Annotated in this window: 2 protein-coding genes and 2 pseudogenes; all 4 read right to left on the minus strand. The window is 63.3% G+C overall.

Annotated elements, in window-relative coordinates; genetic code table 11:
* On the minus strand, positions 1-805 hold an 805-nt coding region (locus XI09_RS08800; RefSeq protein ID WP_333939058.1), incomplete at its 3' end, for an ISL3 family transposase.
* A gap of 185 nt (positions 806-990) precedes the next feature.
* Positions 991-2330 (minus strand): annotated as a pseudogene (gene tnpC, locus XI09_RS08805) (IS66 family transposase); the annotation flags it as partial.
* Positions 2331-2377: 47 nt separating this feature from the next.
* On the minus strand, positions 2378-2698 hold the full coding sequence (gene tnpB / locus XI09_RS08810; RefSeq protein WP_442869560.1) for an IS66 family insertion sequence element accessory protein TnpB: 321 nt from the start codon (positions 2696-2698) through the stop codon (positions 2378-2380).
* 58 nt (positions 2699-2756) lie between these two features.
* Positions 2757-3125, minus strand: a pseudogene (gene tnpA, locus XI09_RS46065) (IS66-like element accessory protein TnpA); the annotation flags it as partial.
* Positions 3126-3201: the final 76 nt, after the last annotated feature.

A 3201-nucleotide genomic window follows, 5' to 3' on the forward strand; every position in this document is an offset into this window, starting at 1 on the left:
ATCCCAGCGTTCGCGTCGTGCAGCCTTTCGATCCGCCCGCAATTGTGCAAGGCCGGGCGGGAGCGTGGAACTGCCAGTCTTCGGTCGTTGCACGGACGCCATGATTTGCACGGCGGCGGCTATGCTGTGACGATGGCGGCCGACCGCGTGGCGCAGGGCCTCCCCCCAGACTGTTGAGCAGGTGCCAGCGGTCCGCCACCTGCACCGCGTCGGGTGCGCCGCAGCGCGCGCCATCAGCATAAAGGCCCGCACGGTCGCGCGCGACGACCTTGATCTCCGGCCAGCGCTTCAGCCAGCGCGCAACACTGTCGGCATTACGATCGGGAAGCAGGTCAAGTACGCAATTGCGCTCCAGATCGCAGATGATCGTTCCATATCGCTGGCCACGACGCCAAGCCCAATCGTCGATGCCGACGACGGTCGGGGCCACGAAATCCGGCAAGGGAGCCGAGTGAACCATCCGGAGCAAGGTGTCGCCACTGACCGGCATGGCCAGTTTGCGCGACAGGCGCGAGCCGGGTTCTCCGCCGACCGCAAAGCCCATTGCCAGTAGGCTCTCGCCGAGGCGGGTTGTGCGTCTTGCTTTCGGCCGCACCGTTGCCGGTAGCCGCTCGGTGAATATCTGACGCGGGCATTGCGGATTAGCGCATCGAAAGCGTCGCGCCTGAAGCCGGATTTCGACCACTCGACCTTGCCACGGCAGATCGGCTAAGCGTCGCACGTAATGGCTGTGGACGCGACCCGTCTGGCCGCCGCAACAGGGACAGAGCGAGACCGCTGACTTCGGCCGAGCCACGAGCACCACCCTATCCGTCTGGGGAAGGATCTGGACAATCGAAAGTTCGGGGGAAACCAGCGAGCGGAAGGCATGGAGCAAGGCGAATCACGGACGTCGACTGCGATTCCGACCTTATGCCCTTATTCGCACTGTTCGTGAATCCTGCACCCTGCACCAAATGTGCGGAAGAACCCCTGATTGCCGCGCGGCACGAAGTCGTCCCAGCGCCTGAGCATGTAATTCATGGGCTTCAGGACCTCGGAGGAGCGCGAGAGGGTTTCGCGCTGACGCAGCAGCCACGCGTGCAGGTCCTTGAGAAGCGGCTTGCTCTTTTCCTGGCGCACGGCGCGCCGCTCGTCGGCGCTGCAGCCGTTAATGGCGCGCTCGATCTCGAACAACGCATCGAGGCGTCTGACCGCCTCCAGCGCGATCGGAGAGACCGGTTTGCCCTTCTTACCTTCCCGAGCATTTTTCTCGATGTCAGCCAGCTCGAAGAATCCCCGCCGCGCATGGGCAAAGCAAAACGCCGGCGTAATCGGCAGCTCTTTCCGCTGCGGGTCGAACGGTTCGAAGCCACCGTAACAGTCGCACTGCAGAATGCCCGCGAAGGCGGCCAGATGCTTTTGGGGATGCTCGCCTCGTCGATCGCTCGAGGCGTAATAGACCGCCGCCGGCGGCGCAGGCCCGGCAAACGGCCGGTCATCCCGCACATAAGTCCAAATCCGCCCGGTCGTGCACTTGCCCTTCGAAGATACGGATGGTGGTGTCGTCGCCATGAAGGCGCTCGGCCGCGAGTACATGGCGTTCGATCAAGTGGAAGAGCGGCATGACGGCGAAGGTCCCGTGGCCGACCTGGTCGGCCAGGTCGACAACGGCAGGTCGATCCCCTCGGCCTTGAAGCGCACACTCGGGCGGTTGAGCGGGATATGCATGCCAAACTTGTCGAACAGGATCGTCGCCAGCAATTGTGGGCCGATCAAGCCGCGCGGCGTGGCATGGAACGGCGCCGGCGGCTGGCTGATCTTCTCGCAATCGAAGCAGGTAAACTTCTCGCGTACCGTCTCGATCAGCTTGAAGCGGCGCGGGATCTCCTCCAGCGTCCCGGTCACATCCTCACCGATCTTCGCCAGCCGCGATCCACCGCAGCAGGCGGCAGGTTGTTGGAGCCTCAATGACGACGCGTTCGCGTTCGATGTCATCCGCCCATGGCTTGCGCACCGGCCGCTTGCGCATGAAGGGGCGAACGTTCTGCGTCTTCGCCGCGGCGGCCTGCGCGGCAAGCTCATCCTCGCTCGCCGTGGTGACGAGTTCTTCGAGTTCCAACTCCAACTTCGAGCAGCCGTGCCGTGCGCTCGGAGCGCTGCCCGTACAGCTCGCGTTTGAGCTTCTCGATCCGTAGTTCGAGATGTGCGATCACCGCCTCGTTGTCCGACAGCTCCGCCCGTGCACTGGCAGCCATCGCCTCGACTCGCAGCCGCGCCTCACGCTCGGCCTGCAGCGCCGCCAGGGCACTCACAAGGTCCGATGGAAGATCGTCCGGCTTCGATATCATGAAGCCCATTGAATCAGATCAAGCAGCAGATTTAAACCGTAAAGCGGCTATCCGACCCGCGTCGGACGCTGGGTTTCTTGAGGGTTGCGCCAATCGATCCCGGACAGCAGATAGCTCAACTGCGCCGGCGAGATCGTTACCGATTCACCGGCAACCGATGGCCAGATGAACTTTCCTCTCTCGAGTCTTTTTGTGAACAAGCAGGCTCCCTGGCCATCGTGCCAGATCGCCTTCGCAAGATCGCTGCGGCGACCGCGGAAGACGACCAGATGACCGCTGAGCGGGTCTTTGCGCAGCACCTCCTGTACTTGGAGTGCCAGCGACGGAAAGCCTCTGCGCATATCCGTGTAGCCTGTCGCGAGCCACACTCGCACATTCCCCGGTATAGCAATCATCGGCGTCCAAGCACTCGAGGAGGACCCGCGCCAGCGCCTCCGGATCGACGTGCGCATCCACCCGGACGCACCGTCGGTTGCCGAGATCGATCTCTATCAATCCAGTATGCGCGGCTGCCACGGAGCGAACTCGGCCATCAGCCGTAGGCAAAAGCTTCGGAGTTTCTTCAGCCGAGGCCGCTGCGGCGGCGATCTGCACCGGCGCAAAAGATGGCACAACTTGTTCCGATGTCCGTGCTTGTCGACGCCAGGTAAACACCAGGCTGGCCGCTACTCCGTTGCGACGCGCAACCTCAGTCACCTTCGCGACCGGCGCCAACGTCTCCTCGACAATCCGTGCCTTGTCGTCCTGCGACCAGCGCCGCCGCCGCTCCGGCCCGCCCAAAACCTCGACCCGCATCGCCTGATGACCTTAAAGCTAGACTTAAGGCCACACGCTTCGCGAATTACCAGCCGTCACGCAAGACGGCCCCTGT

The sequence above is a fragment of the Bradyrhizobium sp. CCBAU 11386 genome (assembly GCF_028128955.1).
In the GTDB taxonomy this organism is placed as follows: Bacteria; Pseudomonadota; Alphaproteobacteria; order Rhizobiales; family Xanthobacteraceae; genus Bradyrhizobium.